This window comes from Neorhizobium sp. LMR1-1-1.1 (assembly GCF_040675795.1).
In the GTDB taxonomy this organism is placed as follows: Bacteria; Pseudomonadota; Alphaproteobacteria; order Rhizobiales; family Rhizobiaceae; genus Neorhizobium; species Neorhizobium cellulosilyticum.
Map to the genome: position 1 here is coordinate 308944 of NZ_JBEGHE010000001.1, position 15675 is coordinate 324618.

At 60.1% G+C, this 15675-nt stretch carries 14 protein-coding genes; 10 read left to right on the forward strand and 4 right to left on the reverse strand.

Going from position 1 to position 15675, the window contains the following annotated elements:
* Positions 1-1080: an enoyl-CoA hydratase/isomerase family protein gene (locus MRBLMR1_RS01300; RefSeq protein ID WP_148143116.1), complete on the forward strand. Its 1080-nt coding sequence runs from the start codon at positions 1-3 to the stop codon at positions 1078-1080.
* 418 nt (positions 1081-1498) lie between these two features.
* On the opposite strand, the gene MRBLMR1_RS01305 is transcribed toward MRBLMR1_RS01300, so the two are convergent.
* Complete coding sequence (locus MRBLMR1_RS01305; protein ID WP_148143118.1) at positions 1499-1897, reverse strand: RidA family protein; 399 nt, start codon at positions 1895-1897, stop codon at positions 1499-1501.
* Between the two features lie 159 nt (positions 1898-2056).
* Here MRBLMR1_RS01305 and MRBLMR1_RS01310 point away from each other — a divergent pair, with 159 nt between their 5' ends.
* Entirely contained in the window at positions 2057-2656 is a 600-nt protein-coding gene (locus MRBLMR1_RS01310; RefSeq protein ID WP_148143120.1) for a TetR/AcrR family transcriptional regulator, read from the forward strand.
* Between the two features lie 98 nt (positions 2657-2754).
* Complete coding sequence (locus MRBLMR1_RS01315) at positions 2755-4818, forward strand: ATP-binding protein (RefSeq protein ID WP_500064025.1); 2064 nt, start codon at positions 2755-2757, stop codon at positions 4816-4818.
* A 17-nt stretch (positions 4819-4835) separates the two neighbouring features.
* Here the strand turns inward: MRBLMR1_RS01315 and MRBLMR1_RS01320 are convergent, their stop codons facing one another.
* From MRBLMR1_RS01320 to MRBLMR1_RS01330, 3 genes are all read right to left on the reverse strand, one after another.
* Entirely contained in the window at positions 4836-6482 is a 1647-nt protein-coding gene (locus MRBLMR1_RS01320) for a hypothetical protein (RefSeq protein ID WP_148143121.1), read from the reverse strand.
* Between the two features lie 9 nt (positions 6483-6491).
* Positions 6492-7508 carry a glycosyltransferase family 2 protein gene (locus tag MRBLMR1_RS01325; RefSeq protein WP_148143123.1) on the reverse strand — a complete coding sequence of 339 codons (1017 nt, stop codon included), beginning with the start codon at positions 7506-7508 and terminating at the stop codon, positions 6492-6494.
* A 77-nt stretch (positions 7509-7585) separates the two neighbouring features.
* A complete protein-coding gene (locus MRBLMR1_RS01330) occupies positions 7586-8485 on the reverse strand; it encodes a DMT family transporter (RefSeq protein ID WP_404945814.1) in 900 nt (299 codons plus the stop codon).
* Between the two features lie 277 nt (positions 8486-8762).
* On the opposite strand from MRBLMR1_RS01330, the gene cysP reads away from it, so the two are divergent.
* The 7 genes from cysP (at position 8763) to MRBLMR1_RS01365 (ending at position 15674) form a co-directional block, all read left to right on the forward strand.
* Positions 8763-9746 carry a thiosulfate ABC transporter substrate-binding protein CysP gene (gene cysP / locus MRBLMR1_RS01335; protein WP_500063486.1) on the forward strand — a complete coding sequence of 328 codons (984 nt, stop codon included), beginning with the start codon at positions 8763-8765 and terminating at the stop codon, positions 9744-9746.
* 243 nt (positions 9747-9989) lie between these two features.
* Positions 9990-10814, forward strand: a complete 825-nt coding sequence (cysT, locus tag MRBLMR1_RS01340; RefSeq protein WP_148143128.1) for a sulfate ABC transporter permease subunit CysT — start codon at positions 9990-9992, stop codon at positions 10812-10814.
* 3 nt (positions 10815-10817) lie between these two features.
* Positions 10818-11696 carry a sulfate ABC transporter permease subunit CysW gene (gene cysW / locus MRBLMR1_RS01345; RefSeq protein ID WP_500063488.1) on the forward strand — a complete coding sequence of 293 codons (879 nt, stop codon included), beginning with the start codon at positions 10818-10820 and terminating at the stop codon, positions 11694-11696.
* Positions 11693-12715, forward strand: a complete 1023-nt coding sequence (locus MRBLMR1_RS01350; RefSeq protein WP_148143132.1) for a sulfate/molybdate ABC transporter ATP-binding protein — start codon at positions 11693-11695, stop codon at positions 12713-12715. The genes cysW and MRBLMR1_RS01350 overlap by 4 nt, the downstream gene beginning before the upstream one ends.
* A gap of 95 nt (positions 12716-12810) precedes the next feature.
* Positions 12811-13011, forward strand: coding sequence for a DUF4160 domain-containing protein (locus tag MRBLMR1_RS01355; RefSeq protein ID WP_404945818.1), 201 nt, complete (start codon positions 12811-12813; stop codon positions 13009-13011).
* Entirely contained in the window at positions 13004-13417 is a 414-nt protein-coding gene (locus tag MRBLMR1_RS01360) for a DUF2442 domain-containing protein (RefSeq protein WP_148143134.1), read from the forward strand. The genes MRBLMR1_RS01355 and MRBLMR1_RS01360 overlap by 8 nt, the downstream gene beginning before the upstream one ends.
* Before the next feature lie 166 nt (positions 13418-13583).
* Positions 13584-15674, forward strand: a complete 2091-nt coding sequence (locus MRBLMR1_RS01365) for a DEAD/DEAH box helicase (protein WP_148143135.1) — start codon at positions 13584-13586, stop codon at positions 15672-15674.
* Position 15675: the final 1 nt, after the last annotated feature.

Consider the following 15675-nt stretch of genomic DNA (forward strand, 5'->3'; position numbering starts at 1 on the left):
ATGAGCGACAGCGCAGTTCAGACCGACGAAATCCTTTTCGACCGCATCGGGTCGGCGGCGATCATCAGGCTCAACAGGCCGAAGGCGCTGAACAGCCTCAACCTTGCTATGGTGCATGCGATGAAGCCGGCGATGGAGCGCTTCGCCGGGAGCCCTGAGATTTCCTGCGTTATCTTGATGGGTGAGGGCGAGCGTGGGCTTTGCGCCGGCGGTGATATCAGGGCCATCTATCAGCTCGGCAAGGCGCATGATCCGGAAGTTACCCGGTTCTGGCGCGAGGAATTTCCGATCAACTACACGATCGCGCGTTATCCCAAACCCTATGTGGCAGTGATGGACGGCATCGTCATGGGTGGCGGCGTCGGCGTCGCGTCGCATGGAAAGCACCGGATCGTTACCGAACGGACGAAGCTTGCGATGCCGGAAACCGGGATCGGTTACGTGCCCGATGTCGGTGCGACTTGGCTTTTGCCACGTGCGCCGGGTGAGGCAGGGACGTGGATGGGCCTGACCGGCGAGATCGTCGGTGCCGCGGACGCGATCTATGCAGGTTTCGCGGATTACCATGTGCCTTCGGAACAGCTCGGTGCGATGACAGAAGCGCTGAGCGCACTCCGTGCCGGTGCGTCGGACGCGGATGTGGCTGCGGTGATCGGCAGGTTTTCGACTGCACCGGGAGAGAGCAGGCTTGAAGGGCAGCGGGCGCTGATCGACCGAGTATTTTCCTTCGATACTATCGAAGAGATCCTTGCGGCATTGGATAGGGAAGAAGGCAATTTCGCCGAGTCCACGCGGGGCGTGATTGTCAAGCGTTCGCCGACAAGCCTCAAACTGACGCTGAGATTGCTGCGTGCCGGGCGGAAAAGCTCAAGCCTGGTGGAATGCCTGGAGCGGGAATTCACCGTCGCTTCGGAGCTTCTACGCAACCGCGATTTCTATGAGGGCGTGCGTGCTGCGGTGATCGACAAAGATCGCAATCCGCAATGGCAGCCTGCGACGCTTTCCGAGGTGACGGAGGCGGAGCTGGATCGGTATTTCGTCGGCGGGCATGCGCCGTTGTTTCCCGATCACCGGCTTTAGTCTTCGTGAGCCGAGCGAGACGATACGGCCGCAAACACCTATACCCACGCAGGCTTGCGCCGGCGTGGTTGAAGCGGGAATGGGGCAGGCAGTGGGTATGGGGTATAAGGTAGATCTTGGTCTGCCTGCCCCGGCCGGTTCATTTGGTCTTTTCGGGACTGGTCAGTTCCCGTTTGACCGCATTCACGACCATCACCGGAAACCGAGTTGCGGCCCGTTGTGAAGGAGGCCGGTTCGCGAACCCGGTTCCCATCCGATGACGGGGATATTGTCGCGCTATCGCCCGGCGTGAGGATGAAACGGACCCGGCATTCGGGCCAAGTCCTTTCGGCGCCACGGGAATAATTTCGGTGCCGGGTGATATCATCCCCGCCAAACGCAGGCATTGTATCATGTCGCGCCGTGTGCAAACGGCGTGTCAGGCCGATTGCGGAATGCGGGCGATGACCTTGATTTCGAAATCGAAGCCCGAGAGCCATGTGGTGCCGATGGCCGTCCAGTTGGGATAGGGGGCAGAAGGGAAGATCCGGCTCTTCACCTCCATGATCGTGCCGAACTGGTTTTCGGGGTCGGTGTGGAAAGTCGTGACGTCGATGATGTCGTCGAGCCCCGCGCCGGCCGCCTTCAGGACGGATTTGAGATTGTCGAAGGCCAGTTCTACCTGCGCCTTGAAATCCGGTTCCGGCGTGCCGTCCTCGCGGCTGCCGACCTGGCCCGAGACGAACAGGAGATCGCCGGAACGAATGGCGGCGGAATAGCCGTGCTGCTCATAAAGAGCGTGGCGGTTCGGTGGGAAAATGGTTTCACGCTTTGTCATGATCTGACCTTTCCTTGCAATTTCTGGAATCGCGCATCCGATGGAATGCGACTTCACAAGCCGGGGTCGAATTTGATATACGGCTCGTATGTAAATTGGTCGCATACGTCTCGTATGTCAAGTTCATATACGTAGCGTATCTGAAATCCGGAGTCCGTCATGGCTGGAAAACGTCTGGAAAAGATGGAGGAGAACCGCGCGAAGCTGATCGCGGCGGCGCGTAAGGCCTTTGCGGAAAAGGGTTATGCGAATGCCCCGATGGACGATTTGACGGCGGAGGCCGGGCTGACGCGCGGGGCGCTCTATCATAATTTTGGCGACAAGCGTGGCCTGCTGGCGGCGGTTGTAGATCAGCTCGACGGCGAAATGGCGGCCCGTGCCCGAGAGATTGCAGAGAAGAAGGCAGGCGGCGACGAGGGAGATATCTGGCAGGCGCTGCTCGCCGAAGGAGCGGCCTATATCGAGATGGCGCTCGACCCGGAAATCCAGCGGATCGTGCTGCTCGACGGGCCGGCGGTGCTTGGCGATCCGTCGCAGTGGCCGAGCCAGAACAGCTGCCTTGCCGAGACGCGCAAGGGGGTGCGGTCCCTGGTCGAAAACGGGATCATGAAGCCCGTCGATATCGAGGCCGCGTCGCGGTTGCTAAACGGTGCGGCGCTCAACGCCGCGCTCTGGGTCGCAGCAAGCGACAACCCGGCGGAGGTGCTGCCCAAGGCGGTGGAAGCTTTTGCGATGATGGCGGGCGGATTGAAGGCGTAGTCGCGATATTTGTTGGCTAGCAACCGATTTCCTTGTTTCGGCGTTATGGTATTCACGTCCATCGCCGTTAAGAGGATCTGTCCTTGAGTTCTGACGAAATGCTTCATTTTCCGGATGACGATGCCCTTTTCCGGAGCGAAGCGCGATATCGCGCGCTTTTCGAGGCGATCGACGAAGGTTTCTGCATCATCGAATTCATCGACGGTCCGCATGGGCCGCTAAGCGACTATGTTCATATCGAAGCCAATACCGGTTATGAACGGCAGACAGGGATTGCCGATATCGTCGGGAAAAGGCTGCGGGAGATCGAGCCCGATGCAGCGGACAAGTGGATTGCTCTTTACGGCGATGTGCTGAAGACCGGCAAGACGGTTCGCTTCGAGCAGAAATTCGAGGCGATCGGCCGGCACATAGAGGTGTCGAGTTCACGGGTGGAGCCTGCGAGCCTAAGGCAGGTCTCGGTCATGTTCCGCGACATCACCGCTCGCAAGCAGGCCGAGGAAGCATTGCGTGCCAGCGAGGCGGTGGCTCGTCGAAACGTTCAGCGGGTACAGCTCGCACTCGCCGCAGGTGCTATCATCGGCACCTGGTTCTGGGACGTGCAGGCCGACCGCTTCACCGGAGACGACGCTCTGGCGACCGCCTTCGGACTGGATCCGGGACTCGGCCACAGCAATCTAACGCTCGACCAGGTTACAGAAACGGTCCATCCTGACGACAGGGCAGGGCTGTTGGAGGCGATTGCCGATGCCTTGAAGCGCGGTGGCCCGTATATCCATCAATATCGCACGAGGCGACACGACGGGAACTACTACTGGCTCGAAGCAAATGGTCGAGTAGAACTGGGACCGGACGGGAAAGCCCTGAATTTTCCCGGCGTGCTGATCGACATAGAACAGCGACGTTCGGTCGAGGCAGAGCGCGACAAGGCGACTTCTGACCTCAAGGCGCTGAACGAGACGCTGGAACAGCGTGTGGCCGAGCGCACAGCCGAGCTGATGCGTGCCGAAGAACAGTTGCGCCACTCCCATAAAATGGAGGCGGTTGGCCAGCTGACCGGCGGACTGGCGCATGATTTCAACAATCTGCTGGCCGGTATTTCCGGCTCGCTTGAGCTGATGCAGACGCGGCTGGCGCAGGGTCGGATCAGTGACCTTGATCGTTATCTTACTGGTGCGCAGGGGGCTGCCAAACGCGCCGCTGGCCTGACGCAGCGATTGCTTGCCTTTTCACGCCGGCAGACGCTCGATCCGAAGCCGGTGCTTCTCAACCGCCTTGTTTCTGGCATGCAGGACCTGATTACCCGCAGCGTCGGGCCGACAATCCATGTGGAGACTGCTTTTGCAGGTGGGCTCTGGACCACATTCGTGGATGTTGGACAGCTCGAAAATGCTTTGCTCAACCTGTGTATCAATGCACGCGATGCGATGCCCGACGGTGGCAAGCTGACGATCGAGACATCCAATCGCTGGTTCGACGAGCGGGCTGGCCGCCAGCGCGGTCTTCCGCCCGGACAATATGTGTCGCTCTGCGTCAGCGACACCGGGACGGGCATGTCGCCGGAAATCGTCGAACGCGCCTTCGATCCGTTCTACACGACCAAACCGATCGGGCAGGGTACGGGTCTTGGCCTTTCCATGGTGCATGGTTTTGCCGGTCAATCCGGTGGTACGGCGCGGATTTATTCGGAACCTGGCAAGGGAACGATGATCTGCATCCATCTACCGCGCCACCTTGCGGATGACGTGGGTGAGGAGGATGTGGTCGATGTGACCGCAACACCGCACTCCGCCGAGCACGAAACTATCCTGGTGGTCGATGACGAGCCGCTGGTGCGCATGGTGGCCGTCGAGATACTCGAAGAGCTTGGCTATCACGTACTTGAGGCCGGTGATGCGCCGACGGCGCTGAAGATCATCAATTCAGGCCAGCCGATCGATCTCCTGGTAACCGATGTCGGTCTGCCTGGCGGCATGAACGGGAGGCAGCTGGCGGATGCGGTGCGTGCGGAGCGGCCCGACTTCAAGGTGCTGTTCGTCACCGGTTATGCCGAAAACGCTGTGCTGAACCACGGCCACCTGGAGCATGGCATGCATGTGATGACCAAGCCGTTCCTCAGCGATGCTTTTGCGCGGCGGGTGAAGGATCTGCTGTCGGAATAGGCCGGCGGTCATTGTCGTTACTGGCTCGGATGCTCGATGCGGTAGAGGCTTGCAAAACCTTCGTCGGCGACCAGATGAACGGTTTCGATTGCCGGCATCGGATGGTTTGGGCTGGCCATATCCGCATTCAGGACCAGCACATAGTCGAAGCGGCTTTTCCAGTCAGCCATATAGGGTGCATAGTCCGGTGCCGGTTCGTTGAGCATATCGGTGGGGATTGGAATGCCTTCCGGCACGGCAATCTCCTGCCAGGGTTCTCTGACGCGCAGGGGCTGTTTGCCGGCCGCGGTGAACAGATATGGCATGAAGGCATCCCGCTCGAAACTTACCAGCGCGGGGTAATGGATATAGCTCGGAAACATGCTGCCGACGATACGCCCGACCGGCATGTTCACCAGATCTTCGGGAGCCGTTTGCGCATGGGCCGGCAGAACTGCACTGCCGGGCTCGACCTGTTGCAGCGCCCGTTCCACGGCTGCGATATCCGCATTACGCTGCAGCCACACATATTCGATGTAGACCGTGCGGGAGACGACAAGAATAAGGACCAAAGGCAATGCCAGGGATGACAATCGCCCCTTCACCTGCGGCCTTAACCCTGCTGCTACAGCAAGGGTCATCATGCATGGCAGGCGGACGTCCATGCCTCCGGTCGACAAGACACTCGTCGGCATGAACATCGACAGAATGCCGGTGACGATCGCAACCAGTACGAGACCCCAATGCACGGTGATGGTCCTGTACCGGATGGTTTCCCTGACAAGCACGATAAAAAGCGCCAGGTAGATCACATCGATGCGCGCATCATAGGTTCTGAAATAGAGGAGCAGAACCTGCAGCGAGCGTATGGCTGACGGATTGTCCCAGTGCATGCTGTCGAGCAGAGATGTATCTGCCTGACCTGGCAATGAAGGGCCGAACAGAAGAAAGATGACCAGCGGCAGGAAAACGGGGATGATCGCGAGCATCATCCGGCCCGTGGCGGCAGCAAACGTTTTGGCTTGCCGCAGAGGGGCGGCCGATGGCCCGAAAGCCAGCGCTGCCAGCAGCGCGGTGTAGAACAGAAGGCCGAATGGATGTGCAGTTAGAAGGATCGCTGCGCAGATTGCTCGCAGTGCAAGGACTGTGGCAAGACCGCGATGCTTCAGGCATTCATCGAGATAGGCAAAGACCAGAGCAAGCCCAAGGCTGATCGAAAAGCTCAGAAAGCCGAAGAGAAGGACGGCATTCCAGGCCAGTGCGAAGCAGAGCAATTGCCACCAGTGAAAGCCGCCGAAGAGCTTGCGATTGAGCAGGGTGACACCGATCGGCGGCAGGAGGAGGGCCAGCCCGAGGACGAAGGGAGCGATGAAATCCATCGTTGCGATCTTGCCGAGTAAGAAGGCGAGAAGGTCGATAGCAATATTGGTCCAGGCAACGTTCCAGTCGATCTGGTAGAATTGCGACATCATCGGGCGCTCGATGCCGCCGGCGAGAAGCCAGAGCCGTACATAGTGGTTGGCATAATCGGTCATCGGCGGAAAGCGTACCGAAAGGACCGGGATCAGTGAAACGAGCGCGACGAGAATGATGAGAGCCACGATCCGTCGATCGGAAACGCGGGCGGCTTTCCTTTCGCCAGCCGTCGTTGTCGCGATGTCATCCGTTTCCGGTGTCATCGTCATACTTGCTCCCTAGCGAGAAATGCGGTTTTCCGATCGCGGATATTCGGCCACGGCGTTCCTGAGGCTCTGGATGTCACCTGGGGTTTCCGCCATCGCGTCCTTGCGGCAGATCTTGCCGATGGTGAACAGGGGGCGGCCCTTGACCTCTTGAACGACACGGCCGAGATATTCGCCGAACACGCCCATTACGAAGAGCTGCGTGCCGGAAAAGAAGGAAATCGCGACGACGGAGCTGGCCCAGCCCGGTACGACATTGCCGACCGACCACTGGAACACGGCGTAGAACAGGATGGCGAAGGCGAACAGCGACGACATGAGGCCAAGCCAGACGGCGGCGCGCAGCGGCTTGGTGGAGAAGCTGGTCAGGGCGTCGATGGCAAGCGAGATCATCTTGCGCAGCGGATATTTGGTTTCGCCGGCAAAACGCGCATCCCGTGCATAAGGAAAGGCGGCCTGTCGCCCGCCGATCCAGCTGACCATGCCGCGGATGAAGCGGTGCCTCTCGGGCATATTGTTTAGGATATCGACGACCGGGCGCGACATCAGCCTGAAATCACCCGTATCTTCCGGAATGGCAACCGACGAGAGCCTATTCAGCAAACGATAAAAGACAGTTGCTGTCAGTCGCTTGAATGTGGTCTCTCCGGCGCGGGCAATGCGTTTCCCATAAACGACGTCGTAACCTTCATCCATAAGCCTAGCCATTAAAGGCAGCAATTCGGGAGGGTCCTGCAGGTCGGCGTCGATCAGGAGAACGCGATTTCCCGCCGCAATGGAAAGTCCGGCTGTGGCTGCCAGCTGGTGTCCGTGATTGCGGAAAAGCTGGACGCCGACGATGCGGGGATCATTTTGAGAAAGCGTTTCTATCATCGGCCATGTGCGGTCGGACGATCCGTCATCGACAAAGACGATCTCATAGTCCCGGGTGACCGCGGCGCAGGCTCGCGACATCCTGCCGGAAAACTCTTCCAGGACAGCCTCTTCGTTGAAGCAGGGGACGACGACGGACAGCTCGGCTCTGGTCATGCAACCAGAATAGTTTTTGCCGCTTAAGATAGAATTACTTTGCTATGTCCGGTTGCCGCCGACATATGCTGTCGATGTTATTTGATCCCGAGCCTGTGCTCCCGAAAGACGGTGAACAAACCGGCCGCAACGACGATAATGGCGCCGACAATCATATTGATCGTGATCGTTTCGCCGAAGAAGATGGTTGCGACAGCGACGCTGAGCACGATCTGCAGATAGGTGAGTGGCTGGACTTCGACGGCGGTCAGCGTCGAATAGGCCTTTATCAGGAAGAAATGGCTGGTCGCGCCGCAGACGCAGAGCGCAAACAGGGCCGGCCAGTGTTCCGGCGCGATAGGAACCCAGTAGAACGGGCCGATCGCAGTCGCGACGATCGCGCCGAAGACGCCGGTATAAAGCACGCTGGTGACGGCTGAATCCTCGCGGCCGACAGCGCGGGTGGAGATGCCGTAGAGACCGAAGGCCAGTGCGCCTGCCAGTGGCCAGAGCAGCTGGAGATCGAACCGGACGCCGACCGGATTGAGGATGATCAGCACGCCGAAAAGGCCGACCACGATCGCGGTTCCACGCCGCCAGCCGACTTTTTCCCCCAGGAGCGGCACAGAGAGGATGGTAATGATAAGTGGCGTCGCCTGAAGGATTGCCTGGGTCATGGCCAAGCCTGCCCCGGTATAGGCATAAACGACGATAAAGATTTCGAGCACCAGCAGCGGCCCACGCAGCATCTGCAGGAAAGGTCTGCGGCTGACGAACGCCTTGCGTAACCCGCCGGGTGAGAACGCAGCGAAGACGATGACAAAGGCCGCAAAAGCCCAGAAGCGGATCATCGTGAAGCCGATGACCGGATATTTGTCGGCAAGGTATTTGGAGCATCCGTCCTGAATGGCGAAAATGGTTATGGCCAGCAGGACGTAGAAATAGCCAATGCTCTTGTTCTTCATGTGGGTGACGACTTCGGCAAGGAATGCGGACAAGGGAAACGAGCCGGGCTGTCGAAAAGGGCAGGAGGGCTGCATCCCGGTCCTATACGGTTGTGCATCGCTTCGCCAGACCGGCCTGTCCAGCCGGAACCGATTTCTTGTCGCGGGCAAGAAAATATCGAGCGCAGGCACAACCGTTGCCGAATGTGGCGAAAAATGGACGGAATTTCTAAGACGGGCGCGGGCAGAGGAGGGCGATTTCTCGCGCTTGCCCATGCCTGCCGATAGTTTCCCCACACCCTCATTCTCGGCCAAATTCCGGAGACACCTGATGAAACGCCTCCTTATTCTCGGCACCGCGATTGCCGCACTCTTCGTCCAGCCGGGCTTCGCGCAGGAGCAGAAGCTTCTCAACGCCTCCTATGACGTTGCCCGCGAACTGTTCGTTGCCGTCAACGAAGCCTTCGTGAAGGGCCACCCGGGCGTGACCATCGACCAGTCGCATGCCGGCACATCGAAGCAGGCGCGGTCGATCGTCGAAGGTCTTGAGGCCGACGTGGTGACCTTCAACCAGTCGACCGATATCGATTTCCTTGCCAAGCAGGGCTTTGTTTCGACCGAGTGGACCAAGGCATTCCCGAACAATGCTTCGCCTTTCTATTCCTTCCCGGCCTTCCTGGTGCGGGCAGGAAACCCGAAGAACATCAAGGGCTGGGCTGATCTTGCCCGTGACGACGTGCATGCCGTCTTCCCGAACCCGAAGACATCGGGCAATGCGCGCTACACCTATCTCGCTGCCACCGCATGGGCGAAGGAAGAGTACAAGGACGACCAGGAAAAGATCGAGGCCTATATCACCAAGATCTTCGACAACGTTCCGGTCTTCGATACCGGTGGTCGTGCGGCAACGACGACCTTTGTCGAGCGTGGCCAGGGCGATGTGCTGATCACCTTCGAAGCCGAAACCCGCGGTATCGAGAAGCAGTTCGGCAAGGACAAGGTCGAAAGCGTCATTCCGTCGGTCAGCCTGCTTGCTGAATTCCCGGTCGCCGTTGTCGACAAGGTTGCCAAGAAGCACGGCACCGAAGCGCTCGCCAAGAGCTATCTCGACTTCCTCTATACGGAAGAAGGCCAGAAGATCGCCGCCGAATTCGGCCATCGCGTCCATAACGAAAAGGTCGCTTCCGATTTCAAGAGCGAGTTCCCCGAGGTCCGCCTGGTCAAGGTCGACGACGTGTTCGGCGGCTGGAGCAAGATCCAGTCCGAGCATTTTGCTTCCGGCGGCACGCTCGACAAGCTCTACGGCAGCCGCTGATTGCTCGGCAGCAGCTTTTCGCGCTAGGCTGCCACCTCCACTTCCTCATTCCTGTGCTCGTCACAGGAATCCTTCCAGCCCAAGTCCTTGGGCTGGAAGGAGTCTTTCGCCGCGCAGACGCGCGTCGGCTGGATCCCTGTGACATACCGTGGGGGCACAGGGATGAGGGATGCCACGAATTGCTGTATCCACCCGGCGGATTTCCATCCACCGGGTTTTGTCATGTAATAAGGAAACGACCGCGTGAGACGACGCAATGTCCTGCCCGGCCTGCCGCTATCGCTGGGCGTGACCCTGTTTTATGTCGGCCTGATCGTCGTGCTGCCTTTGGCTGCACTTGCGTTCAAGGCCGCGAGCCTGGGGTTTGAAGATTACTGGCGGATCGTTTCGTCGTCACGCTCGGTGGCGAGCTATCGCGTCACGGTGCTTTCGGCGCTTGGCGCCACGACCTTCAACCTGTTTTTCGGTCTGGCGCTTGCCTGGGTGATCACACGTTACCGGTTTCCCGGCCGTCGCATCATTGATGCCGTGGTGGATCTGCCGTTTGCGCTGCCGACCGCCGTTGCCGGCATTGCTTTGACGGCGCTATTTGCCAATAGCGGCTGGTTCGGCTCGGTGCTCGAAGGGTTCGGCATCAAGGTCGCCTATACGCCGATCGGCATCATGATCGCCATGTGTTTTACCTCGCTGCCGTTTATCGTGCGCACCGTGCAGCCGGTGCTGGAGGATCTCGATCCGGCGCTGGAAGAGGCGGCGCAATCGCTCGGCGGATCGGACTGGACGATCTTTCGCAAGGTCATCCTGCCGCTTCTGGCTCCGGCGCTTCTCGCCGGCGTATCGCTGTCCTTTGCCCGCTGCCTCGGTGAATTCGGGGCGATCATCTTCATTGCCGGCAACCAGCCGATGTCGACGGAAATCACGGCATTGCTGATTTTCATCCGGCTGGAGGAATATGATTACCAGGCTGCTGCCGCGATCGCCTCGGTGCTTTTGCTTGCCGCCTTTTTCATGCTTGCCGTCACCAACTGGCTGCAGGCGCGGGCGCTGCGTTATACGGTGAAGGGGTAGGTCATGAGCATTTTTTCCACTCGCCGCAAGCCGCCGCGTGTCGGTGATGCCCTGCTGTTTCGCCGCTCGCTGATCGGCATCGTTTTCGTGCTCGTCGCCTTCGTCATCATCGCGCCGCTGGTCATTATCGGCGTCGAGGCCTTTTCGAAGGGCTGGCAGCTTTATCGGGATACGGTCATCCATCCCGATACGCTGCATGCGGTGATGCTGACCGTGCTTGCGGCGCTGATCGCCGTGCCGGTCAATACCGTCTTCGGCATTGCCGCCGCATGGGCGATCACCAAATTCGACTTTTGGGGCAAGCGGTTTCTGCTCGTTGTGATCGAGATCCCGTTCTCCGTATCGCCCATCGTTGCCGGTGTCGCCTACCTGTTCGTCTACGGGCTGCAGGGCCTGTTCGGGCCGTGGCTGGATGCACATGACATAAAAATCCTGTTTGCCGTTCCGGGCATCATCATCGCCTCGATGTTCGTCACCGCGCCCTTCGTGGCGCGCGAACTGATCCCGCTGATGCAGGCGCAGGGGCGGGATCTGGAGGAGGCGTCGACCTCGCTTGGCGCTTCGGGTTGGCGCACCTTTTTTTCGGTGACGCTGCCGAACGTGAAGTGGGCGCTGCTTTACGGCGTGATCCTGTGCAATGCCCGCGTCATGGGTGAGTTCGGTGCCGTCTCGGTCGTCTCAGGCAATATACGCGGCCGGACCAATACGCTGCCGCTGCATATCGAACTGCTCTATCACGACTATAACGCGACCGGTGCATTTGCCGCCGCCTCCATCCTGGCGTTGATCGCCGTCTTCACCATCATCGCCAAGGTGGCGCTCGAGCGCCAGGGTGCGGGCCGTGTCCGCAAACAGACAAATCCGGCAGAGAAAACATCATGAAGATCCATCTCGAAAACGTCGTCAAAACCTTCGAGAGCTTTCAGGCCGTCAAGGGCGTGTCGCTCGATATCGAAAGCGGCGAGCTGGTTGCGCTCTTGGGGCCATCCGGTTCGGGCAAGACCACGATCCTGCGCATGGTGGCGGGGTTGGAATATGCCGATGGCGGCGCGATCCATTTCGGTGATCAGGATGCGACCGACATTCCGGTGCGCGATCGAGGCGTCGGTTTCGTCTTCCAGCATTATGCGCTGTTTCCGCATATGACGGTGGCCGACAATATCGCTTTCGGCATGAAGGTGTCGAAGGTGAAGCGTGATCGGGCGGCGATCGACAGGCGTGTGGCTGATCTTCTTCGTCTGGTGCGGCTGGAGGGGCTCGGGGACCGGTTCCCGGCACAGATTTCCGGCGGCCAGAGGCAGCGCGTGGCCCTTGCCCGTGCGCTTTCGGTCGATCCCAAGGTGCTGCTGCTCGACGAGCCGTTCGGGGCGCTCGACGCCAATGTGCGGCGCGACCTTCGCCGCTGGCTGCGCGAGATCCATTCGGAACTCGGGATCACCACGCTGTTCGTCACCCACGATCAGGAAGAGGCACTCGATCTCGCCGATCGGGTGGTGATCCTGAAGGATGGGCAGATCGTTCAGCAGGGCACGCCGCAGGAGGTGTGCCGCGACCCGAAGTCGGCCTTCGTGATGAAGTTTTTAGGCGATGCGAATGTGATTGCTGCCGAGGTGAAGGATGGCCGCGCCCATGTTGGCGGGCTTTCCGTCGAGGCTGCCGGAGTGGCCGACGGCAGGGGCGAGCTTTACGCGCGGCCGAGCGATATCGACTGGTCTGAGGAAGGGCCGGGGATTACGGCGGAGATCACCCGCGTGCTTGACCGTGCAGATGGCAGGCGGGTGCTGGCGACGACGGATGCTGGCGAGGCGCTGGAATTCGATGTGGAGCCGGAGCGGGTGGTGAAGGCTGGGGATGCGGGGTTCGTGACGCTGCGGCGGGCGAAGGTGTTTGCTGCGGGCTGACAGGCGTTACAACTCTGCTCCAGCGAGCCGCCCTTTGCGTTTCCCAAGTAGTTGGGTTATTCTTGGCGATGGTCACCGTCCTGAAGCAGCACGGAATGCGATTTGTCATCTATACGGCTGACCACGAGCCGGCGCATGCGCATGTCTTCGGCGATGGCGAAGCACGGATCGATATCGTCAATCTGTCTGTCATCACCCAGGGAGGAATGTCCGACAGGGATGTGAGGCGGGCGGTGGATGTCATCGAGGCCAACCGGCAACTGTTTCTCGACACATGGAGAAAGTATCATGGCTGAGATTAGTGACGAAGAACTCGCGCAGGCAAAACTGAACTGGCAGGCGGAGCGTCAGGCACGCCCGTCGCCGTCATCCGTTCGTTTCGATGTAGCTTCCGAGCGGATTGTCGTCGATTTTCTCAATGGCGCTTCCTTCATCTTCCCGGCTCGCTCGATCGAGGGGCTGGAAAAGGCGACCGCCGAGGAATTGTCCGATGTCGTCTTGCTCGGCGAGACCGGTTTGCATTGGGAGGCACTCGATCTTGACTATTCGATCGCAGGTCTGATGAGCGGAATATTCGGCAGCAAGTCCTTTATGGATGCGCGCAGGCGCGGTGGCCAGTCCCGTTCTGAGGCGAAGGTTGCAGCAAGCCGGACGAATGGCGCGAAAGGTGGGCGACCGAGGAAATCAAGCACCGGAATGTAACGGTTGTGATCGGTATTGTCTGATCGGCGGCCTGCATCCTCTACCGCGCAAACCACCCATGCTTTGACTTTTTGCAGCTTACCCTATAGGGACGGCGCAAACGTTCGGCTGCGATCGTTGCAGCCAAGGCGCCAGCAGGCGCGGTACATTCCGAAAGACAACATTGATGACCGATATCAACGGCGCCGTTCCGGCGATCGCGAAGGCTTTGCAGAAGCGTGGTTACGAGACGCTGACCCCCGTGCAGCTGGCAATGCTGGACCCGGCGCTCGCCACGTCCGACGCGCTGGTTTCCGCCCAGACGGGGTCCGGCAAGACGGTGGCCTTCGGCATCGCCATGGCGCCCACCCTGCTTGAAGATCGCGACAGTTTTGGCCGCGCCGCGGCGCCGCTCGCACTCGTCATTGCGCCGACCCGCGAGCTTGCCATGCAGGTGAAGCGCGAACTGGATTGGCTTTACGCCGAAGCCGGTGCCGTGATCACCTCCTGCGTCGGCGGCATGGATATCCGCAACGAGCGCCGGGCGCTGGAACGTGGCGCGCATATCGTCGTCGGCACGCCGGGCCGTATCTGCGACCATATCCGCCGCAATGCGCTCGACATGTCCGAGGTTCGGGTTGCCGTACTCGACGAAGCCGACGAGATGCTCGATCTCGGTTTCCGCGAAGACCTGGAATTCATCCTTGAATCCGCTCCGGACGAACGTCGTACGCTGATGTTCTCGGCCACGGTTCCCGCCGCGATCGCGAAGCTTGCCAAGAGCTACCAGCGTGATGCCGTACGCATCGCGACGGCTGCCGAACAGAAGCAGCATGTCGATATCGAGTATCGCGCCCTGCTGGTCACGCCGTCCGATCGTGAAAACGCCATCGTCAACGTGCTGCGCTATTACGAAGCGCCGAATGCGATCGTGTTCTGCTCGACGCGTGCGGCCGTCAATCATCTGCATGCGCGGCTTTCCAACCGCAATTTCTCCGTCGTGGCGCTGTCGGGTGAATTGACCCAGAACGAGCGCACCCATGCGCTGCAGGCTATGCGCGATGGCCGCGCCCGCGTCTGCATCGCGACCGACGTTGCTGCCCGCGGCATCGACCTGCCGGGTCTCGAACTCGTCATCCATGCGGATCTTCCGACCAATTCCGAAACACTGCTGCACCGCTCTGGCCGTACCGGCCGTGCGGGCCGCAAGGGCGTCAGCGCGTTGATCGTTCCGGTCACCCAGCGCCGCAAGGCCGAGCGCCTGCTGTTCGGCGCCAAGGTGGAGCCGACATGGGCGAACCCGCCGTCTGCCGACGAGGTGACGGTACGTGACGAGGAGCGGCTGTTTGCCGATCCGATCTTCACCGAAGTGACGACCAATGAAGACGAGCAGGCTCTGATCGCCAAGCTCATCGAGCGTTTCGACGCCGAAAAGCTCGCGACCGCTTTCGTCTCGCTTTATCGCGGCAAGAATTCCGCGCCGGAAGATGTCAGCGTCGTGTCTCTCGAAGCACGCAAGCCGCGCGAAGGCGGGCAGGGTGATCCGGCCTCGCGACCGCTCACCCCGCGCGGTGATTTCGGCCCGGCCGTATGGTTTTCGCTGTCTGTCGGCCGCAAGCAGCGCGCCGAACCTCGCTGGCTGATCCCCACCATCTGCAAGAGCGGTGATCTGAGCAAGAACGAGATCGGCGCGATCAAGATGCAGGCCGACGAGACCTTTGTCGAGATTGCCGAGGCGCATGCCGACAAGTTCATGGCCAAGCTCGGCAAGGACCGGCTTATGGATCGCGGCATCCGCGTGACGCGTCTGGATGGCGCTCCGGACTTTTCGAAATTCTCTCGCGGCACGGATGACGAGGGCTTTACCAAGCGCGAAGGCCCACGCATGGACAAGCCGTGGAAGGATGGCCCGAAGAAGGAAGGTTTCCGCAAGGACAAGCCTTTCGCCAAGGACGGCCCGCGTGGCGATAAGGCCTTTGGCGACAAGCCTTTCCGTGAAAAGAAGCCTTTCAAGGATGGCGACAAGCCGTTCGGTGATGCGCCGCGCAAGGACTGGAAACCCAAGGGCGAAAAGGCCAGCGCCGAACGCCGCATGGACGACGATGTCTGGGGTGAAAAGCCGAAGGGCGACTTTGCCAAGAAGAGCGGCGACAAGCCTTTCGGTGATAAGCCGTTCAAGAAGAAGGCCTTTGGCGACAAGCCGTTTGCCAAGGGTGATGGCGACAAGCCGTTCAAGAAGAAGCCTGCCGGTAAAGGTGGGTTTGAGAAGCGGAAGTAAG

Excerpts from the sequence above, each read along its gene's own strand:
- MRBLMR1_RS01300 (WP_148143116.1), top strand. The coding sequence starts at position 1 with ATGAGCGACAGCGCAGTTCAGACCGACGAAATCCTTTTCGACCGCATC.
- MRBLMR1_RS01305 (WP_148143118.1), bottom strand. The coding sequence starts at position 1,897 with ATGACAAAGCGTGAAACCATTTTCCCACCGAACCGCCACGCTCTTTAT.
- MRBLMR1_RS01310 (WP_148143120.1), top strand. The coding sequence starts at position 2,057 with ATGGCTGGAAAACGTCTGGAAAAGATGGAGGAGAACCGCGCGAAGCTG.
- MRBLMR1_RS01315 (WP_500064025.1), top strand. The coding sequence starts at position 2,755 with ATGCTTCATTTTCCGGATGACGATGCCCTTTTCCGGAGCGAAGCGCGA.
- MRBLMR1_RS01320 (WP_148143121.1), bottom strand. The coding sequence starts at position 6,482 with ATGACGATGACACCGGAAACGGATGACATCGCGACAACGACGGCTGGC.
- MRBLMR1_RS01325 (WP_148143123.1), bottom strand. The coding sequence starts at position 7,508 with ATGACCAGAGCCGAGCTGTCCGTCGTCGTCCCCTGCTTCAACGAAGAG.
- cysP (WP_500063486.1), top strand. The coding sequence starts at position 8,763 with ATGAAACGCCTCCTTATTCTCGGCACCGCGATTGCCGCACTCTTCGTC.
- cysW (WP_500063488.1), top strand. The coding sequence starts at position 10,818 with ATGAGCATTTTTTCCACTCGCCGCAAGCCGCCGCGTGTCGGTGATGCC.
- MRBLMR1_RS01350 (WP_148143132.1), top strand. The coding sequence starts at position 11,693 with ATGAAGATCCATCTCGAAAACGTCGTCAAAACCTTCGAGAGCTTTCAG.
- MRBLMR1_RS01355 (WP_404945818.1), top strand. The coding sequence starts at position 12,811 with ATGCGATTTGTCATCTATACGGCTGACCACGAGCCGGCGCATGCGCAT.
- MRBLMR1_RS01360 (WP_148143134.1), top strand. The coding sequence starts at position 13,004 with ATGGCTGAGATTAGTGACGAAGAACTCGCGCAGGCAAAACTGAACTGG.
- MRBLMR1_RS01365 (WP_148143135.1), top strand. The coding sequence starts at position 13,584 with ATGACCGATATCAACGGCGCCGTTCCGGCGATCGCGAAGGCTTTGCAG.